This is a genomic window from Phenylobacterium sp. (assembly GCF_036501465.1).
Lineage (GTDB): Bacteria > Pseudomonadota > Alphaproteobacteria > Caulobacterales > Caulobacteraceae > Phenylobacterium.
In genome coordinates, this window is sequence record NZ_DASYAF010000108.1 from 1 (window position 1) to 18,297 (window position 18,297).

Below are 18,297 nucleotides of genomic sequence, written 5' to 3' on the forward strand. Positions count from 1 at the left end.
ATCACCGCTCGACCAAACGGCGTCAGCCGAGCATTCTTATGCACGTTCATTCGGGGCCTCGGGACCAAGGGTTGGAGCTTCGCAACCCCAGCCTCTCAGCCCAGCCCCGAGTGAACAACCTTCATAGCTTCGACACCTAGCCGGCTGGCCGCCGCGGGTTTCCCGGCGTAACCTCGGTCTGGGCAGGAGCGCCTGGGCTGGTGGGTGAGACAACCAGACATCGACCGGGGGTTCCCCGGTGAACGGGACTGCGCCCAAGCTGGCGCTGGACGCCGGGGCCGAGCGTGGCGGCGACAGCGGCCGCGCGCTGTTCTGGCGGCTGATCTGGATCTACAACCTGGCCTCGTTCGTCGCGGTGATCGTCACCCTGGTCCTGGCCACCATCGGCCTGGAGTTCACCGACCAGCAGTGGGCGATCTTCTGGATCGCCGTCTGGCCGACGGTCGCCTTCTATGTGTCCCTCGACCTGATCGTCATCAGCCGCCAGCTCAAGCCCCTGGCGCCGGTCCTGAGCGCGCTCGACCGCGGGGAGCATCCGGACGGCAAGGCGCTGGACGCGGCCCTGGTGCGGGCGCTCAACTTCCCGCAGATCTCCGCCATGCGGGTGATCTGCCTGCATGGCCCGGCCGCCACCTTCGCCATGCTCGCGGCGATCTCGGTGACCAACTACTTCTTCCACACCGGCGTCGCCGCCTGGCAGCTGGTGGCCTTCGCCTGCCTGACCTTCTTCTTCGCCACGCCCTCGCACGCGATCTTCGAGTTCTTCGCGGTCAGCCGCGCCATGGAGCCGGTCGCCGCGCGCCTGGCCCGCGGCATCGGCGGGCCGATCCACGCCGAGCAGCAGGCGCGGATCATCTCAGTGCCGCTGCGCAGCAAGCTGCTGTTCCTGACGATCTTCGTCTGCGCCCTGCCGCTGATCTTCTTCGCCGCCTCGTTCCTGTTCAAGTTCAGCCGGCTGATGTCCAAGCACGGCTTCGTCGTCCCGCCGAACGACCTGGCGGCGCTCTACGTCTGGACCCTTGGGGTGGTGGCGATCTGCATCCTGGGCTCGGTGCTGATGGCGATGCTGACCTCGCAGGAGGTCTCGCGCTCGGCGGCCCGGCTCATCGAGGCCATGGGCCGCGTCGAGGGCGGCCAGCTCGACGAAGCCAAGCTCGACGTGCTGTCGACCGACGAATACGCGGAGATCAACCGCGGCTTCGGCCTGATGCTGGAGAGCCTGCGCGAGGAACAGCAGATCCTGGAGGTCACCCAGGACCTGGCCGGCGAGCTGGTGCTTGAGGTGCTGATCGCGCGGATCATGCACGCCACGACCCAGCTGCTGAACGCCGAGCGGGCGACGCTCTTCCTCTATGACGAGAAGACCGACGAGCTCTTCACCCTCTACGCCGACGGGCTGGAGACGCGGCAGATCAGCGTGCCCAAGACCTCCGGCATCGCCGGCGCGGTGTTCACCAGCGGCAGGACCGAGAACATCACCGCGCCCTACGAAGACCCGCGCTTCAACCGCGACGTGGACCTGCACACCGGCTTCACCACCCGCTCGATCCTCTGCGTGCCGATCACCAACAAGGCCGGCGCGCGGATCGGCGTGGCCCAGGCGCTCAACCGCAAGGGCGGGGTGTTCACTCAAAAGGACGAGGCGCGGCTGAAGGCCTTCGCCGCCCAGATCGCCGTCAGCCTGGAGAACGCCAAGCTGTTCGACGACGTGCTGTCGATGAAGAACTACAACGAGAGCATCCTGAAGAGCACCTCCAACGGCATCCTGACCCTGGACGCCGAGGGCCGGCTGGTCACCGCCAACGATGCGGCCGAGACCCTGCTGGGCTATGCGCGTGACGACCTGGTGGGCCAGCTCGCCGCCGAGCTGTTCGACGGCGCTAACGCCTGGGTGGTCGAGAACCTCGCCCGCACCCGCGCCACCGGCGAGATCGCGCTGGCCGTGGACGCGGAGCTGTCGCGGGCCGGCGGCGGGGCCAGCAGCGTCAACCTCACCGCCGCCCCGCTGATCGACGCCAACGACGAGCGGATCGGCTCCATGCTGGTGCTGGAGGACATCACCGAGGAGAAGCGCGTCCGCTCCACCATGAGCCGCTACATGTCCAAGGAGGTGGCCGACCAGCTGCTGTCGGCCGGCGAGCTGGAGCTGGGCGGCGTCGAGCAGAAGGTCACGGTGATGTTCTCCGACGTGCGGAGCTTCACCTCCATCGCCGAGGCGCTGGGCCCGCGCGAGACCGTGTCGCTGCTGAACGAGTACTTCACCGAGATGGTCGACGTGATCTTCCAGCACGGCGGCATCCTCGACAAATACATGGGCGACGGGATCATGGCCCTGTTCGGCGCGCCCCTGGTCGGCCCGAACGACGCCGACAACGCCGTGGCCGTCGCCGACGAGATGATGCAGCGCCTGGCGGGGCTGAACGCGCGCCGCGTCGCCGCCGGCCACGGCCCGCTGGACATCGGCATCGGCTTCTCCACCGGCGCGACCGTGGTCGGCAACATCGGCTCGGTGCGCCGCCTGGACTACACGGTGATCGGCGACACGGTGAACCTGGCCTCGCGGCTGGAGGGCGCCAGCAAGCAGTACGGCGCCCGGGTCATGCTGTCGGAGATGACCGTGCGCGACCTGAAGCGCCCGGCCACCCTGCGCGAGGTCGACCTGATCCGGGTCAAGGGCAAGGACCGGCCGGTGGCGGTGTTCGAATCGCTCGGCTACCGCGCCCACGAACCGCAGCTTGCCGAGCTGATCGGCCTGCATGGCCGTGGCGTCGAGGCCTATCGCGCCCGCGACTGGGCGGCCGCGGCCAAGGCGTTCGACGCCGCGCTCGGCCTCTATCCCGACGACGGGCCGGCCAAGGTCTACGCCCAGCGCTGCAAGCTCCTGAAGCGGACGCCGCCGGCCGGCGACTGGGACGGGGTCTGGAACCTGACCGAGAAATAGCCGCAGGCTCCGGGCTGAAGACCCAGTCACGTCATTGATCTTAATTGAGAGACCGTCATGGCCGGGCTTGTCCCGGCCACCCATGGACTCCGTCCCCGACAATTTGCCGCCAATTTCGCCGCACTTAATTTTGGAATCTTCTGTGTCTATGGGTGGCCGGGACAAGCCCGGCCATGACGGCGGAAAGATTTTGGGTCATCAACCTGGACCGTTTTCAGGCCGCCTCTCGCGCGCCCTGCTGGCCTGCGGCGTGGTCGCGCCCCTGCTGGCCTTCGCCACCACGCTTGCGGCCATGGCGCTCTATCCGCATTTCGACCCGTCGCGGCAGTACCTGAGCGAGCTCGGCGGCGCGGCGGCGGGCCATCCGCTGGTGTTCAACGCCGGGGTGTTCGTGGCCGGCGTGATGGCCGCCCTGGCCGGCTGCGGCTTCGGCCTGGCCATCGCCGCCCTGGCCCGCGCCCGGTTCGCAGGGGTCCTGACCGCGGTGGTCTTCGTCCTGGCCGGCTGGGGCCTGGCGCAATCGGCGATCTACCATTGGCCCGATCCGCGCCACCTGGCGATCAACCTGGCGCTCGGCATCCAGCTCGCCCCCCTGCTGCTGCTCTGGGGGCTCTGGACCCGGCCCGACCTTGCCCGGCTGAAGCTGTTCCTGGCCCTGGTGTTCGTGGCCATGGCGGTGCTGACGGTGCTGACCAAGCACCTCATGTTCCCGCACCTGGTGAACGACGACAACGTCGGCTGGTGGGAGCGCGGCTACGCCATCATCCTGGTCGGATGGGTGGGCGTCGCGGCCTTCGTGCTGCACCGGCGCCTGCGAATGTCCGGCGCTGCGACAAAAACAGTCTAGACAGACCCCCTTCGTTTCTGATTTGGCATAATTCACGAATTCGTGATTGATTGTGCGCAAGTCGGCCTGATGCTGCAACGCAGCACCGTGATTCGCGGCGGCCGGGAGCAACGAAGCTATGAGCGAACTGGCGACTCGCCTGGAAAGGCCGGCCCTCTGGGTGGAAGCGGACGCCGCCCCGGCGCCGATGCTGCCGCCGGAGGCCCCGATCGCCATGCCGCGTCAGGCCTTCGACGAGCCCCTGGCGGCGGAAATTGCCGCGCCGCATACATCGCCCCACGACATAGATCGACGCCGCCGGATCCTCGCCGCCGGCACCGTGGCCCTGACCGCCCTGGTCGCCGCCGGGCCCTTCGTGCTGTTCAACCGCCACGGCTTCGACACCCTGGAGACCCTGGGCTTCGGCGTCTTCCTGGTGCTGGCCAGCGCGATCGCCTGCTGGTTCTGCAGCGCGGTGGCCGGCCACTGGGTGCTGCGAACCGGCCGCGAACAGGACGATCTCGGCTTCGCCCCGCACCCGCCCCTGCCGACCCGGCGCACCGCCCTGCTGATGCCGCTCTACAACGAGGACGCCGAGGCCGCCTTCGCCCGGCTGGCCGGGCTCGACGCCTCGCTCGCCCGCCTGGGCGCCTCGGAGGCCTTCGACATCTTCGTGCTCAGCGACAGCCGCCGCGAGAGCGCCGTCGCGGCCGAGCAGGCGGCCTATCGCGCGCTCAGGCCCCAGGCCCACAGCCGGCTCTTCATGCGCCGCCGGGCCGACAACGCCGAGCGCAAGGCCGGCAACGTCGCCGAATGGGTGCGCCGGTTCGGCGGCGCCTATGAGTTCATGGTGATCCTCGACGCCGACTCCACCATGGCCGGCGACACCCTGCTGCGCCTGGTCGACGCCATGCAGCGCCATCCGCGCGTGGGCCTGATCCAGACCGCGCCCACCATCACCAACGCCGGCAGCGTCTTCGCGCGCATGTCTCAGTTCGGGGTGCGGATGTACGGCCGGGTGGCCGCGGCGGGCCTGGCCTGGTGGGCCGGGGCGGAAGGCACCTACTGGGGCCACAACGCCATCCTGCGCACCCGCGCCTTCGCCGAGGCCGCCGGCCTGCCGATCCTGCCCGGCGTCAAGCCGTTCGGCGGCCATATCCTCAGCCACGACGTGGTCGAGGCGGCCCTGCTGCGCCGCGCCGGCTGGGCTGTCCACGTCACCGCCGCCCTGGACGGCAGCTGCGAGGAGACCCCGCCCACCCTGCTGGACTTCCTGCAGCGCGACCAGCGCTGGTGCCAGGGCAACCTGCAGCACCTGCGCCTGGTGGGCGCGCCGGGGCTGAACGCCGTCAGCCGCGCCCAGTTCGCCATGGGCGCCATGGCCTATCTGTCCTCGCCCCTGTGGTTCGCAGGCCTGGTGATCGGCCTCATCATCCAGCTGCGCTATCCGGCGGACTGGGACAGCTTCTGGTATTTCCTGCACCCGACCGTCTCGCCGTTCCTGCTGACCTCGCTGCTGTCGGGCCTGCTGCTGATCGGGCCGAAGCTGCTGGGCTGCGCCCTGGTGCTGGGCCGGCCCGGCGAATGCCGCGCCTTCGGCGGCCGCAAGGCGGTGCTGAAGTCCATGGCGCTGGAGGTCGCGCTGTCGGCGACGCTGGCCCCGATCATGATGGTGGCCAACAGCGGCTTCGTCTTCCTGACCCTGCGCGGCCGCGACGCCGGCTGGCGGCCGCAGCGGCGCGACGCCGACGGCGTGGCCTGGGGCGACGCGTTCCGCGCCATGCGCCCGCAGATGATCGTCGGCGCCCTGTTCTGCATGGCCCTGGGCTTCCGGCCCGACCTGGCGGTGTGCTTCGCGCCCATCGTCCTGCCGCTGCTGTTCGCCGCGCCCCTGGTGGTGCTGACCTCGCGCCGCAGCCTGGGCGAACGCCTGGCCCGCGCCGGCGTGCTGACCACGCCCGACGACCACGGCGTCAGCGCCATGCCAGTGGTCTTCCGCGCCCCGCCCCGCCCGACCTGGGAAGCCGCTCGCTAGCTAGAATTCAGCACGGCGGAATCCTCCTCCCCTTGTGGGAGGAGGTGGCCTGCGGAGCAGGTCGGAGGTGGGGTCTCTCAGCCTATTGGTTGAGAGCCGCTTTCGACCATTTGCTGACATTCGAAGGCGTTGTGCGACACTACCGTTCGTATCGCGCGGGGTTGGGCGACATGCGTTCCGTATTTTGCAGACGGTCAGTCTATCCACTTGCCGCCCTGACGGTCATGTCCGTCGGGTCAGCGCACGCCTCCCAATGTTATGACCTAAGCAAGGGCGAGCCGAAGGCTCTCAATGGGGAACTTCAGTACATTCTGTTTCCTGGCCCTCCCAATTACGAGGACGTCCAGAAAGGCGACACACCGGAACCAACGTACGTACTGAAGCTAGATCACCCCATCTGCATAAGGGGAGATGAGTTCGCTGATCCCGCAAAGATGTTCGAGCAGGTTCAGCTTGTCGGGAACAAGGATACTTGGCCGGTGCTGAGGGCCAACGTGAAACGGCGCGTGAGTGTCACGCTAAAGGATCAAATGGGAGCGGAGACCGGCCACCACCACGAACCGTTGGTGGCGTGGGTCGTGAGCGTCACGCCGTCGGCGAAGAAGATGGACTTCCTGGATGAGTATGGGAGCGCGGCAACAACGATCCGCGCCTTCTACGAGACGCTTGGCAGCGGTCAGGGAGACGTGGCCTCGACCATGGTGGTTCCTGAGAAGCGAGCGAAGGGACCGTTCTCTCCTGAGAACCTCACTCGCTTCTATGCCCACCTCAAGGAGCCGGTTCGCCTGGCGCGGATCGATCAAAGTGGCCCAGACACCTTCATCGCTCACTATAGATACGCGACCGAGAAGTCCGTCTGCGATGGTCAGGCTCTGGTGACCACCGTCGCCAGAGGCGGCAGGAACTTCATTGAAAGCATCAAGGCGCTGAAAGGCTGCTAGCGCGGAAACCCCGAACGCCACTGACAGGCGACCGGCTGGAAACTGTCCGAAATCTCGCGCGGCCCACCTCCGCCAGCCTTCGGCTGCCATCTCCTCCCAAAGGGGAGGAGGATTGTTGACCTATTCACCGTGCCGGACCGGCGTTCGTTCGATTTCCATCCGTGCTCTGTTTACGCCGGCGCCGAGCCGGGCCTAGTGTCCGGCCTTCGCTTTCGGGGACGGGGAGTTTCCATGCGTCTATGGACATGGGCGGCCGCGGCGCTTGCGGCCGTGGCGCTGAGCGGGTGCGCGACCACGACAACCGCGCCGACCAAGACCGCCGAGGCGGCGCCTGCCGCGCCCAGGGAGAAGGCCAAGCCGCTGCTGCCGGGCCTCGATCCCCTGGCCAAGGCCGACGCCTTCCCGTCCACCTACCGGGCCATGCCCAGCCGCCCGACCGCGATCGTCGGCGCCCATGTCTTCGACGGCCTGGGCCGCGAGATCGACAACGGCGTGGTGCTGGTGAAGGACGGCAAGGTCGAGGCCGTCGGCGCGGGCCTGGCGGTTCCCGCCGGCTACGAGACCGTCGACGCCCACGGCAAGTGGGTGACGCCCGGCCTGATCGACGCCCACAGCCACCTGGGCGTCTACGCCTCGCCGGCTGTGCAGGCCAATTCCGACGGCAACGAGCTCACCAACCCGGTCACCGCCGACGTCTGGGCCGAGCACTCGGTCTGGCCGCAGGACCCCGGCTTCAACACCGCGCGCATCGGCGGGGTGACGACCCTGCTCATCCTGCCGGGCTCCGGCAACCTGATCGGCGGCCGCGGCGTCGTCCTGCGCAACATCCCCGCCCGCACCGTCCAGGACATGAAGTTCCCCGGCGCGCCCTATGTGCTGAAGATGGCCTGCGGCGAGAACCCCAAGCGGGTCTACGGCTCCAAGGGCCGCGCGCCGTCCACCCGGATGGGCAATGTCGCCGGCTACCGCGCCGCCTGGATCAACGCCCAGGACTACCAGCGCCGCTGGGATGAATACCGCGCCAAGGTGGCCAAGGGCGAACGCGCCGACCCGCCGAAGCGCGACCTGGGCCTCGACACCCTGTCGGCCGTCCTCCGCGGCGAGATCCTGGTGGAGAACCACTGCTACCGGGCCGACGAGATGGCCCAGATGATCGATATCTCCAAGGAGTTCGGCTACCACGTGGCCGCCTTCCACCACGCGGTGGAGGCCTACAAGATCGCCGACCTGCTGGCCGAGAACCACATCTGCGTGGCCACCTGGGCCAACTGGTGGGGCGGCAAGATGGAGATGCTGGACGGCATCGAGGCCAATGCGGCCCTGGTCGATGCGGCCAAGGGCGGCTGCGCGATCATCAAGTCCGACGACCCCGACCTGATCCAGAGATTGAACCAGGAGGCCGCCGAGGCGCTCGCCGCCGGCCGCGCCGCCGGCCTGCAGATCTCCGAGGCCCAGGCCATCCGGTGGATCACCTCCAACCCGGCCAAGGCGATCGGGGTCGACAAGCAGACCGGCAGCCTGGAGCCCGGCAAGCGCGCCGACCTGGTGATCTGGGACCACGATCCGTTCTCGATCTACGCCCGCACCGATCGGGTCTACCTCGACGGCGCCATCGCCTACGACCGGCGCGATCCGCACTACCAGCCGCGCTCGGACTTCGACCTCGGCCAGCCCGGCGAAGGAGTCCGCTGATGCGCAAGGCCCTGTTCAGCGCCGCGGCGGCGGCCGCCCTCGCCTTCACCGCTACCGCCGCTGCCCACGCCGAAACCGTGGCGATCACCAACGCCAGGATCCTCACCGCCGGTCCGGCGGGCGAGATCGCCTCGGGCACGGTGGTGTTCAAGGACGGCAAGATCGTCGCGGTCGGCGCCAAGCTCGCCCCGCCCGCCGACGCCAAGGTGATCGACGCCCACGGCGGCGTGGTCGCCCCCGGCTTCTTCGCCACCGGCTCGCTGCTGGGCGCGGTGGAGGTGGGCTCGCTCGGCAACGACCTGTCGGTGAACAACCCGGAGATCGGCGCGTCGTTCGACATCCAGTACGGCCTCAATCCGGGATCGGTGCAGTTCCCGGTGGCGCGGCTCGGCGGCCTCACCAGCGCCGTGGTCCTGCCGATCCCGGCGGGCCGGCGCGGCGGCGACGCCGACGAGGAAGACGACGACGACGCCAGCCAGTACACCGCCGGCCCCAGCGACACGGGGTCCAAGTCCCACGCCCTGTTCTCCGGCCAGGGCGCGGTGATCACGCTCAACGTCGGCGACGCCATCCTGACCCGGCCCAAGGTCGCCATGGTGGCGCCCTTCGGCGCCGGCGGGGCGACCATCGCCGGCGGGGCGCGGGGCGCGGAGTTCGTGGCGCTGAAGGAAGCCTTCGCAGACGTCCGCGACTACATGAAGAACAAGGCCGCCTACGACCGCGCCGGCTACCGCGGCCTGGCGCTCTCCAAGGGCGACCTGGAGGCCCTGATCCCGGTGCTCGAGGGCAAGATGCCCCTGGTCGCGGTGGTCAAGCGCGCCTCCGACATCCGCCAGGTCCTGGCCTTCGCCAGGGACGAGCACATCAAGGTGATCCTCGACGGCGCCCAGGAAGCCTGGATGGTGGCGCCGGAGATCGCCAAGGCCGGCGTGCCGGTGCTGCTGAACCCGCTGGACGACCGTCCGGAAAGCTATGAGGAGCTGGCCGCCACCATGGACAACGCCGGCCGCCTTTCCGCCGCCGGCGTCACCGTGGCCCTGGAAGCCACCGGCGGCTCGTCGCGCGAGCGCGAGATGCGCTATGGCGCCGGCAACGCGGTGTCGCACGGCATGGCCTATGACGCGGCCCTGAAGGCGATCACCATCAACCCGGCGAAGATCTTCGGCGTGGCCGACCGCACCGGCTCACTCGAGCCCGGCAAGGACGCCGACCTGGTGGTCTGGACGGGCGACCCCTTCGAGCCGCTCAGCCAGGCGACGGCGGTGTTCATCCACGGCCAGGCCCAGCCGATGACCTCGCGCCAGCTCGAACTGCGCGACCGCTACAAGGACCTCGGCCGGCCCCTGCCGCCGGGCTACGTCCACCCGTAGCCGGAAGCCTTCTCCCCCTGTGGGAGAAGGTGTCGTCCGAAGGGCGACGGATGAGGGGTTTCGCCGCCATCCCGACCGGATCATGGGCTTCGCCTCTACGAATGCCGGCGTTGCGACCATCGGCGACGGGTGGGAGACGAACATGACGATGCCGCCGGTCCAGTGACCCGCGGCGCGTCACAGCCGACTGCGGCGCCTAGGCTGCCGCCCACAAACGGCGGCGGCGCAGGAGGCCTCCCGCCAGGCCGAAGCCGCTGATCATCAGCGCCCACGTCGAAGGTTCGGGGACAGCGGCGTCCGTCGCGACGATGTTGTCGAAATCGGCCGACAACCCCGCCCCATTGCTGATCGAGATTCCCATCACCGGCAATTCGGCCGTGATGCTGACCGAGGTCAGGTTCTGGAACGTCGAATTCAAGGAATAGGTGAGGATGTTGTTCGGGTCGGTGTCGATGGTTTCGCTCACCGTTCCACCGCCCAAAAGGCTGCCAAGGAACGTCCATTTCGTCGCGATCGAATTGAAGAATTGGGGGTCGTTGGCGTCCAACGAACCGATGTCGATCGAGACGAAGCTGAACGGCGTGGCGGCCTGACTGGTCAGGGTGAAGGTGATCGGCGTGCTGGAATCCTGAGACTCCATGCCCACGGTGGTTGTTCCGTTGTCGGTTCCCCGGCCGTTTTGCCAGCCGGAAGCGGCAGCCTCGAACTGGGTATTGAACGTCTGCACGCCCACCGTTGTGTCGGTGATCGTGAAGCCATTCTGGCTGATCACGGCGCCCGAATCGACGATCACGAAGGGGTTGGACACCAGGTTGTTGAAGTCCATCACTGACGCAAACGCAATGTTGCTGAAACCGAACAGAAACCCCACGGCGATCCCGCTCGCGCCGAACACCTTTCTTATTGACATAATCAAACTCCAGGCACGGTCACCCCCCTGCAGGGCAGCCAGAAGTATTATGCGAGTACTTGATCTGATTCCCCGTCAACTGAACTCACGCGAGATAAGAGGAGCTCTCGCGTGACGCGAAAACCTGCTTGGCCGGCGCTGAAAACAGGGGACACCCGCGCCGAAGTGGCTACGGACGGGGCCAGGCGTGGGGGGCCAGCCATCGCGACTCAGCGGGTCCGCCCTGGCTCGGAATTGGAAGTTCGACCCTGCGTCCCGAGCGACACCGCCTCGCCCTAAACCTCAGGGTTGAAGCGAGCCTTCTCCCGCAAGGGGAGAAGGGTCCTCTAGATCTGATCCTTGAGGGTCAGGGTCACCGGCCGCGTCTCTCCGCCCCGCCGAACGCTCAGCGCCACCTTGGTCCCGGCCGGCTCGTCGCGCAGCATGCGCCGCGCGTCGGCCAGTTGCCCGGCGATGGCGGGCCTGCCGTCGATGGCGGTGATCACGTCGCCCACCGCCAGGCCCGCCGCGGCGCCGGCGCTGTCCTTGGCCACGTCGGTGACCGAAAAGCCGCCGTCCTTGGCGTTGATCCACAGGCCCGAGCGGTCGAAGGTCCCGACGTCGGGCGGCGTCGGCGTGATGCGCTTCAGGTACATGACCTGGTGGGCGTAGTCGAAGGTCACCACGAACTGCTTGAGCAGCCCGCCGCCGACGTTGCCGCCGACGTTGGGATCGGCCATCGAGCCGCCCTTGGCTTCCGCCAGCCCCGCGGCGACGCCCGTCACCGCCATCGGGCCGAGCTTCAGCGAACCCAGGCGCACCATGTAGGATCGCGCCGGCCCGCCGACGCCCCAGCCCACCACGGCGCTGGCGCCCTTGGAGAACTTGGCCTTCAGGTCATTGGCCTTCACGAACGGGCTGGTGAAGTCGATCTGCGAGCGCGAGCCGGTGTCGATGTCGAAGTGGGTGGGTATCCCCGCCACCTCGCCCGGCACATACGGCAGGTGGTCGTAGAAGACGAAGGGTGTGGCTGCGCCCAGCGCGGGCGTGGGCTTGAACTTCGCCGGGTCGGTGAAGGTGATGGTGTGCTTGCCGTAGTCGATGGTGGTGACCATCCGGCGGACCAGCTCGAAGCCCACCATGCCGTCGACGGGAATGCCCTCGATCGACTTGTCGTAGATCTCGGTGGCGAACCCCATCTGGTTGGTCAGCCGCACGGCGCCGATGGCGATCTCGTCAAAATGGACATAGCCGATGGTCGAGTGGCCTTCGCCGGCGCCGCTTTCCACCGATTCGCCGACCGGTTTCAGGCCCGCTTCGGTCACCACCTTGTGCGACAGCAGGGTGTGGCCGCCGGTGTCGAGGATGAAGGTGTAGGGGCCTTTGCCGTCCACCCTGGCCTGCAGATAGATGTGGTTGTTCAGCAGGCGGAACGGGACCGTGACGCTGGCCGCGCCGCCGACTATGGCCGCGCCCTTCGGCGGCGCGGTCGGCCGGGCGTACACCGAAAGGGGCCGGGCCGGGCCGAAGCTGGCCTTGGTCAGGACCGAGGTCTCGATACCGGCCTCGCCGAAGCCCGGGTCGGCGACGACCTTGTGCGCCAGGTCCAGGCCGCCTTCGCGCCGATAGTCCGAATAGGTCTCGGTGGTGTGGAAGAACTGCTGCTCGTAGCCGATCTTGGCCAGCAGATGGCTCTGCGCGTCGAACCAGGCGTCGAAGCGCTTGCCGCCCCTGGGCATGATCGACAGGTGGTCCAGGGCGCGGCCGGCATCGGTCTCGCGGCCGAGGTAACTCACCTGCGCCCCGCCGCGATCCGCCCGCCACCAGAGGTTCGCGTTGCGGTAGGCGGCGTCGATGGCCATCTGGGTCCGGTCGCCCCCCTGCTGGGCCGTGTAGGTTCCGGAGATGTCCTGTTGCCAGGGGACCTTGCCGTCGAAGCCGTCGCTGTTGTGGATGCCGCCGGCGTCCTGGACGTCGACATAGGCGCCGGTGGCGAGGTCGAACCGCGTCGAGGCCGGGCCGGTGAGGCCGGATCCGGTGTGGCTGAAGTCGAGCTCCGCCGCCCCGCTCGCCGGCGGGTCGCCGACCGCGGCATGGTTGGCGTCGAGCACCGCCGCGGCGGTGGGCTGGGCGGCCTGGCCGTTGGCGGCGCCGGCGGCGCAGAGGACGAGAGCGGCGGCGAGACGGGCTTTCATGACATCCCTTTAAATTGCCATGCGATGCAGGCCGCCTTAGCCCTTGGGTCATGAGCGATCTTGAACGCACTTCACATCCGGCGGTCCGCGAGGCGGAACCGGGGCGCATGCGCCACGCGCCGCGCGAGACCCTGGCGCGTCATCTGCACGACCACGCCTTCGCCGCGGTGGTGCTCTGCGGCGGCTATGTGGAGGCCGGCGACACCGGCCGGCACTGGATGGAGGCGGGCGACGTCCTGCTGCACCAGGCCTGGGAGAGCCATCTCGACCGCTTCGGCCGGCGCGGCGCCGAGGTGCTGGTCCTGGAGATCGACGACGCCGCCGCAAGCCGGCTCAGCGGCCGCATCGCCGACCCCGACGCCCTGGTCCGCCTGGCGGAACGCGACCGCGCCGAGGCCGCCCGGCTGATGCTGGCCGAACTCGGGCCCAAACCATCGCGCCCGGCCGACTGGCCCGACCTGCTGGCCCAGGCGCTGAACGACGATCCGGCGCTCTGCCTCGGCGCCTGGGCGGACGCGCGCGGCCTGCGGCTGGGCAGCGTCAGCCGCGGATTCCGCCAGGTGTTCGGCATGGCGCCGGTGGGCTACCGCCTGGTCCAGCGGACCCGGCGCGCCATCGCCGCGGTGCGCGCCACCGCCGAGCCCCTGAGCTTCATCGCCCAGGACTGCGGCTTCGCCGACCAGGCCCACATGAGCCGCGCGATCCGCAGGCTGGCGCGGACCACCCCGGCCGCCCTGCGCAAGGCGGCCTAGGCGCCCGAGCCCCAGGCGCCGCCGAGCGCGCGGGTCAGGTTCACGCTGGCCTGCAGCCGGCGCGTGGCGAGCTGGATCTGGGTCTGCTCGGCGGTCAGCGCCGCGGTCTGGGCGGTCACCACGTCGAGGTAGGTGGCGACGCCCTGGCGGTAGCGGACATTGGCCAGGTCCACCGTGCGCCGCGCGGCGACGACGGCGTCGTTCGCGTCCTTGGCCTCGATCGCCAGGCGGTTGGCGAGCGCCATCTCGTCCTCGACGTCGCGGAAGGCGTTCAGCACCACGCCGCGATAGTTGGCGCTGGCCTCTTCGAACGCCGCCTTGGACGCCCGCACGCCTGCCGCGCGCCGGCCGCCGTCGAAGATCGCGCCCACCAGTTGTGGGCCGATCAGCCAGAAGGTGTTGGGCGCGCTCAGCAGCTGGCCGCCGCCAGCGTTCTGCCAGCCGGCCGTGCCGTCCAGGGTCAAGGCCGGGAACAGGGCCGCGCGGGCCACGCCGATGTCGGCGTTGGCGGCCGCGGCGCGGCGCTCGGCGGCGGCGATGTCCGGGCGGCGCTGCAGCAGCAGCGACGGCGCGCTCACCGCCACCTTGGGCTGCGGCAGGGCCGCGTCGGTGGGCGCCAGGCTGAAGGCCGAGGCGCTCTCGCCCACCAGGGCGGCGATGGCGTGCTCCATCAGGGCGCGCTGGGCGGTGACGTCGGTGAGCGCGGCCTTGGCGCTGGAGAGCTGGGTCTGGGCGCGGGCCACGTCCAGGCCGTTGGCGTTGCCGCCGTTGTGCAGCACCTCCGTCAACTCATAGGCCCGCTGGTAGGCGGCGACGGTGTCGCTGAGCAGCCGGATCTGGGCGTCGTAGCCGCGCAGGGTCAGGTAGTCGTCGGCCAGGTCGGCCTGCAGGGAAAGCCGCGCCGAACGCAGGTCGGCCTCGCTGGCCTGGGCGCGCTCGCCGGCCCCGCGGGCGAGGTTGCGCAGCCGGCCCCAGAGGTCGATCTCATAGGCCACCGAGGCGCCGAGCTGGTCGGTCGAATAGGCGTCCGGGCCGCCGACCCGCAGCGGCTGGTTCTTGGAGCGGCGCTGGCGGTCGGCGAGGCCCGAGCCGTCCACCTCCGGGACCAGCCCGGCGCGGGCCTGGTCGGAGAGCGCCCGGGCCTGGTCGTAGGCGGCGACGGCGGCGGCCAGGGTCGGGCTGGCCTTCTCGGCGCGCGCCTCCAGGTCGTTGAGCACCGGATCGGAGAACATCGCCCACCACTGGCCGCGCGGCTGGGCGTCGGCGGGCTGGGCGGGCGTCCAGGGCCCCTGCTCCTTGAACGCCGCGGCGATCGGCGTCGCCGGCGGCTGGTAGGCAGGCGCCAGCGAGCAGGCGCCCAGGGCCAGCGCCGCAGGGGCCAGCGCCGTGGCGGCGACGGCGAACCGCTTCAGCAGGCCTGGTCTCACGCGCCGGCCTTCTGCTTCTGGGCCGAGGCGCCGGCGATGCGCACCAGGTCGCCGTCGGTCAGGGATTCCGGCGGATTGTCGACGATCCGGTCCGTCCCCGAGACGCCGGCGCCGATCTCCACCGACGAGCCGAGGTCGCGGTTGACCGTGACCTTGCGGATCTTCACGTGGCTGTCGGGGCCGACCACCACCACCACCGGGCCCTGCTGGCGGTACTGGATCGCGGTGACCGGCAGCCGGGTCGTGGTCGCCGGCGCGGTGAGGTCGAAGCTGACCTGGGCGTAGTCGCCCGACTTGATCTTGCCGTCGGCGTTGTCGAGCGACAGCTCCACCAGCTCGGCCCCGCTCCCCGGCCCCACGGCCTGTGCCTGGCCGGTCACCACCGCCTTGAAGGTCTGGCCCGGATATTCCGGCACGGTGACGTCGGCGGTGAGGCCGTCGTGGATCATCGCCGAATAGTTCTGCGGCGCGCGGACATAGACCCGAAGCTTGTGCTGGTCGGCGACGGTGAACAGCGCCGGATCGGTGGGCGTCCCCGCCGCGATCAGTTGGCCGATGTCGGTGTTGCGGGCGGTGACCACGCCGGCGAAGGGCGCGGTGATCTTCTTGAACGACTCCAGCGCCAGCAGGCGGTTCAGGTTGGCGCGGGCGGCGTTGACCAGCGAGGTCTTGGCCGCCAGGTCGCCGAACTTCTCGTCGGCCTCCTGCTTGGAAACGGCGTCGGCGGCCACCAGGCCTTTCCAGCGCTCTGCCGTGGTCGAGGAGAGCTGCTGGTTGGCCTGGGCGGTGGCCAGGTCGGCGCGGGCCTGCAGCACCTGCTGGTCGAGGTCGGGGGTGTCGATGTCGGCCAGCACCTGACCGGCCTTCACCGGAGTTCCGATGTCGACGTACCACTTCTTGAGGTAGCCCGAGACGCGGGCGTGGATCGGGGCGTTGTAGAAGGCCTCGATGTCGCCCGGCAGCACCAGTTGGCGCGAACCGCCGGCCTCGATCTTGGCCAGGCTGATGGTCGGGATCGTCTGTTCGTGGGTCCAGGTCTTCATGCGCTGGTCGGCGCTGACCCGGCTGATCAGGCCGCCGGCCACCACGATGACGGCGACGCCGGCGGCGATCCCGCCCGCCATCTTCAGGCGCCGGTTGGAGATGTGGGTCACCACGGGCGTGGTCACGTCATGACCGATCGGCTCATGACCGACCGCGTCGGGAGCGCCCGGCATATGGGCGGGTGAGGAGTCAGGCATAGGATTCTCCGGGGACCGGGATCGCGGTGGGCAAGGGCGCGTGCGCAGGGCGGCGGCCGTGCACCAGGCTGAAGACCACGGGGACGAACATCAGGGTGGCGACGGTGGCGAAGATCAGGCCGCCGATGACGGCGCGGCCCAAGGGCGCGTTCTGCTCGCCGCCTTCGCCCAGGCCCAGCGCCATGGGCGTCATGCCGATCACCATGGCGAGCGCGGTCATCACCACCGGGCGGAAGCGGGTGAAGCCGGCCTCGGTGGCGGCGCGGACCGCGTCGCCGGTGGCCGCCAGGCGCTCACGCGCGAAGCTGATCACCAGGATGGAGTTGGCGGTCGCCACCCCCATGCACATGATCGCCCCGGTGAGCGCCGGCACCGACAGCGTGGTGCCGGTGGCGAACAGCATCCAGACGATGCCGGCCAAGGCGGCTGGCAGGGCGGTGATGATCACGAAGGGGTCCAGCCACGACTGGAAGTTCACGACGATCAAGAGGTAGATCAGCACGATCGCCGCGACGATGCCGAAGAACAGGCCCGAGAAGGCGTCGTTCATGGTGACCATCTGGCCGCGCAGGGTGACGGTGGCGCCCCTCGGCCGGCCCTTGGCGTTGGCCTTCAGGACCTTGTCGATGTCGCGGGTCACCGCGCCCAGGTCGCGGTCCTGGGTGGTGGCGTAGATATCGATTACCGGCAGGGCGTTGTAGTGGGTCACCACCGCCGGCGTGGAGCCGCGGGTGATCGAGCCCAGGCCGCCCAGCACCTGGGCCGGGCCGCCGTTGGAGCTGTTGATCGGCACGTCCTCCAGGCTGGCCAGCGAGTGCACGCGGAACTCCGGCGTCTGGGCGACGATCGGGTAGGAGACCCCGTTCTGCGGGTTCACCCAATAGGTCGGCGCGACCTGGCCGCTGCCGGCCAGAGTGCCCAACAGGCTGTTGGTCACGTCGCGTTCGGCCAAGCCCTGCTGGGCGGCGCGGACGCGGTCGATGTTGACGCGCAGCTCGGGCCCGCCCTCGGGCTGCTGCATGCGCATGTCGGCGAGGCCGCGGATGCCGCGCATCTGGCGCATCAGCGAGTTGGCGTAGATCCGGTTGGCGTCGGCGTTGGGGCCGGCGACTTGCAGGTCGATCGGCGCGGGCGAGCCGAAGTTGAGGATCTGGCTGACGATGTCGGCCGGCAGGAAGGCGAAGGTGGTGCCCGGATAGTCGCGCGGCAGCACTTCGCGCAGCTTCTTCACATAGTCGGCGGTCGGGTGGTGGTGCGGCTTGAGGCTGACGTAGAGGTCGCCGTCCTCCGGCCCGATCACCCCGGAGTTCGAATAGACCGTGTTGATGGAGCTGTTGGGCAGGCCGATGTTGTCGACCAGCGAGGCCAGTTCGTCCGGCGGGATCAGGTTGCGGACGGTGTTCTCGATGCGCCCGAACTCCAGCGAGGTGTCCTCCAGCCGCGTGCCGATCGGGGCGCGGACGTGGATGGTCATCTGGCCGGCGTCCACCGAGGGGAAGAAGTTGCTGCCCAGGAACGGGACCAGCACGAAGGACAGCAGCACCACCGCCAGGAAGCCCAGCAGGAACGGCCGGCGCGCGCCCATGGCCCGCTCCAGCAGGCCCGCGTAGACCGAGCGCACGCGGGCGAAGCCGGCCTCGAAGCGCCGCTGGAAGCGGGTGAGCGGATTGCGCGTCCCGTGGCTGGCCGCGATCTCCTGCGCGTGGGTGCGCAGCAGGTACATGGCCATGGTCGGGACGAGCGTCCGCGACAGGATGAACGAGGCGATCATCGCATAGACCACCGCCATGGCCATCGGCACGAACAGGAAGCCCGCCACGCCCTTCAGCAGGAACATCGGCACGAACACGATGCAGATGCAGAGCAGCGAAACGAAGGCGGGCGTGACGATCTGAGCGGCGCCCTCCAGGATTGCGGACCTGACGTCCTTGCCCTGTTCCAGGTGCCAGTTGATGTTCTCGATGGTCACGGTCGCGTCGTCGACCAGG

12 protein-coding genes are annotated in these 18,297 nt (G+C 69.4%); 7 read left to right on the forward strand and 5 right to left on the reverse strand.

Annotated features, from left to right (window positions below; all coding sequences use genetic code 11):
• Positions 1-238: 238 nt before the first annotated feature.
• The 6 genes from VGL85_RS12090 to VGL85_RS12115 all read left to right on the forward strand — a co-directional run bounded on the left by VGL85_RS12090 (position 239) and on the right by VGL85_RS12115 (position 9,805).
• Positions 239-2,941 (forward strand): adenylate/guanylate cyclase domain-containing protein, encoded by a 2,703-nt coding sequence (locus VGL85_RS12090; protein WP_331589194.1) that lies wholly within the window; start codon positions 239-241, stop codon positions 2,939-2,941.
• A 190-nt stretch (positions 2,942-3,131) separates the two neighbouring features.
• Positions 3,132-3,788 carry a DUF998 domain-containing protein gene (locus tag VGL85_RS12095; protein ID WP_331589195.1) on the forward strand — a complete coding sequence of 219 codons (657 nt, stop codon included), beginning with the start codon at positions 3,132-3,134 and terminating at the stop codon, positions 3,786-3,788.
• Between the two features lie 118 nt (positions 3,789-3,906).
• A complete protein-coding gene (gene mdoH / locus VGL85_RS12100) occupies positions 3,907-5,802 on the forward strand; it encodes a glucans biosynthesis glucosyltransferase MdoH (RefSeq protein ID WP_331589196.1) in 1,896 nt (631 codons plus the stop codon).
• 224 nt (positions 5,803-6,026) lie between these two features.
• Positions 6,027-6,743: a hypothetical protein gene (locus VGL85_RS12105; protein WP_331589197.1), complete on the forward strand. Its 717-nt coding sequence runs from the start codon at positions 6,027-6,029 to the stop codon at positions 6,741-6,743.
• Between the two features lie 231 nt (positions 6,744-6,974).
• Entirely contained in the window at positions 6,975-8,435 is a 1,461-nt protein-coding gene (locus VGL85_RS12110) for an amidohydrolase (RefSeq protein WP_331589198.1), read from the forward strand.
• Complete coding sequence (locus tag VGL85_RS12115) at positions 8,435-9,805, forward strand: amidohydrolase family protein (RefSeq protein WP_331589199.1); 1,371 nt, start codon at positions 8,435-8,437, stop codon at positions 9,803-9,805. The genes VGL85_RS12110 and VGL85_RS12115 overlap by 1 nt, the downstream gene beginning before the upstream one ends.
• A gap of 196 nt (positions 9,806-10,001) precedes the next feature.
• Here VGL85_RS12115 and VGL85_RS12120 read toward each other — a convergent pair whose 3' ends face one another.
• Positions 10,002-10,700 carry a PEPxxWA-CTERM sorting domain-containing protein gene (locus VGL85_RS12120; protein WP_331589200.1) on the reverse strand — a complete coding sequence of 233 codons (699 nt, stop codon included), beginning with the start codon at positions 10,698-10,700 and terminating at the stop codon, positions 10,002-10,004.
• A 341-nt stretch (positions 10,701-11,041) separates the two neighbouring features.
• Positions 11,042-12,889 carry an aspartyl protease family protein gene (locus VGL85_RS12125; RefSeq protein ID WP_331589201.1) on the reverse strand — a complete coding sequence of 616 codons (1,848 nt, stop codon included), beginning with the start codon at positions 12,887-12,889 and terminating at the stop codon, positions 11,042-11,044.
• A gap of 107 nt (positions 12,890-12,996) precedes the next feature.
• Here VGL85_RS12125 and VGL85_RS12130 point away from each other — a divergent pair, with 107 nt between their 5' ends.
• Entirely contained in the window at positions 12,997-13,641 is a 645-nt protein-coding gene (locus VGL85_RS12130) for a helix-turn-helix domain-containing protein (protein WP_331589202.1), read from the forward strand.
• Here VGL85_RS12130 and VGL85_RS12135 read toward each other — a convergent pair.
• The 3 genes from VGL85_RS12135 to VGL85_RS12145 all read right to left on the reverse strand — a co-directional run.
• Positions 13,638-15,068: an efflux transporter outer membrane subunit gene (locus VGL85_RS12135; protein WP_331589203.1), complete on the reverse strand. Its 1,431-nt coding sequence runs from the start codon at positions 15,066-15,068 to the stop codon at positions 13,638-13,640. The two genes, VGL85_RS12130 and VGL85_RS12135, sit on opposite strands and share 4 nt — an antisense overlap.
• Entirely contained in the window at positions 15,065-16,309 is a 1,245-nt protein-coding gene (locus VGL85_RS12140) for an efflux RND transporter periplasmic adaptor subunit (RefSeq protein ID WP_331589204.1), read from the reverse strand. Before VGL85_RS12140 ends, VGL85_RS12135 begins: the two co-directional genes overlap by 4 nt.
• Positions 16,302-18,297 (reverse strand): efflux RND transporter permease subunit (locus VGL85_RS12145; RefSeq protein ID WP_331589205.1); only part of this gene is annotated, 1,996 nt, incomplete at its 5' end. The genes VGL85_RS12140 and VGL85_RS12145, both read right to left, overlap by 8 nt.

Coding starts and splice junctions, on each gene's coding strand:
- mdoH (WP_331589196.1), top strand. CDS start 3,907: ATGAGCGAACTGGCGACTCGCCTGGAAAGGCCGGCCCTCTGGGTGGAA.
- VGL85_RS12105 (WP_331589197.1), top strand. CDS start 6,027: ATGTCCGTCGGGTCAGCGCACGCCTCCCAATGTTATGACCTAAGCAAG.
- VGL85_RS12110 (WP_331589198.1), top strand. CDS start 6,975: ATGCGTCTATGGACATGGGCGGCCGCGGCGCTTGCGGCCGTGGCGCTG.
- VGL85_RS12115 (WP_331589199.1), top strand. CDS start 8,435: ATGCGCAAGGCCCTGTTCAGCGCCGCGGCGGCGGCCGCCCTCGCCTTC.
- VGL85_RS12125 (WP_331589201.1), bottom strand. CDS start 12,889: ATGAAAGCCCGTCTCGCCGCCGCTCTCGTCCTCTGCGCCGCCGGCGCC.
- VGL85_RS12130 (WP_331589202.1), top strand. CDS start 12,997: ATGCGCCACGCGCCGCGCGAGACCCTGGCGCGTCATCTGCACGACCAC.
- VGL85_RS12140 (WP_331589204.1), bottom strand. CDS start 16,309: ATGCCTGACTCCTCACCCGCCCATATGCCGGGCGCTCCCGACGCGGTC.